The 560-nt window shown below is 62.7% G+C and carries 1 protein-coding gene; it reads right to left on the bottom strand.

What is annotated here, in order from left to right; translation table 11 throughout:
- A partial coding sequence (locus tag AX703_RS03195) for a transposase (RefSeq protein ID WP_156451887.1) occupies positions 1-560 on the bottom strand: 560 nt, incomplete at both ends.

Below are 560 nucleotides of genomic sequence, written 5' to 3' on the forward strand. Positions count from 1 at the left end.
AGGTTGGCCATGCCGATCTTGATGCGGGCGCGGGCAATGCCAATGGTGCGCACGATCAGGCCCATGCGGTGCTTTTGCCCGGCAAAGACGTGTTCGACTGCCGAGCGGATGGCTGAGCGCTTCGCATTGGCTCTGGCGACACGCTCGGGCATGGCACGGCGGTTCGGCTTGCGCTGGTGGATGTGGCTCTTGAACATACCCTTCTCAAGGAAGGCCTCGTTCTTCTTCGACCGGTAGGCGGTATCGGCCCAGACGCCCGAGCCGGTGTTGCTCGTGCTGATCAGATTCGGCAACCGGGCGCCGTCATGGGCATTGGCGGCGCTGGCATCCCAGGTGCGGATCAGCCCATGGGCTTTGTCGATGCCGATGTGGTTCTTGTAGCCGAACATCGGGATGGCGAGATCGACCGGCTTGAAGGCCTTGGGATCGGCACCCTCCTTCACCTTGGCTTTGGTGTATTTCACGCTCCAACGGACATCGCGATCCTTCTGGCGGAGCCGGGCTGGCTTTGCCTTCCATGCCTCCGGGATCCGGCCGTCCTTGATCGCTGCCTTCTCCTC

The organism is Novosphingobium sp. CCH12-A3 (assembly GCF_001556015.1).
In the GTDB taxonomy this organism is placed as follows: Bacteria; Pseudomonadota; Alphaproteobacteria; order Sphingomonadales; family Sphingomonadaceae; genus Novosphingobium; species Novosphingobium subterraneum.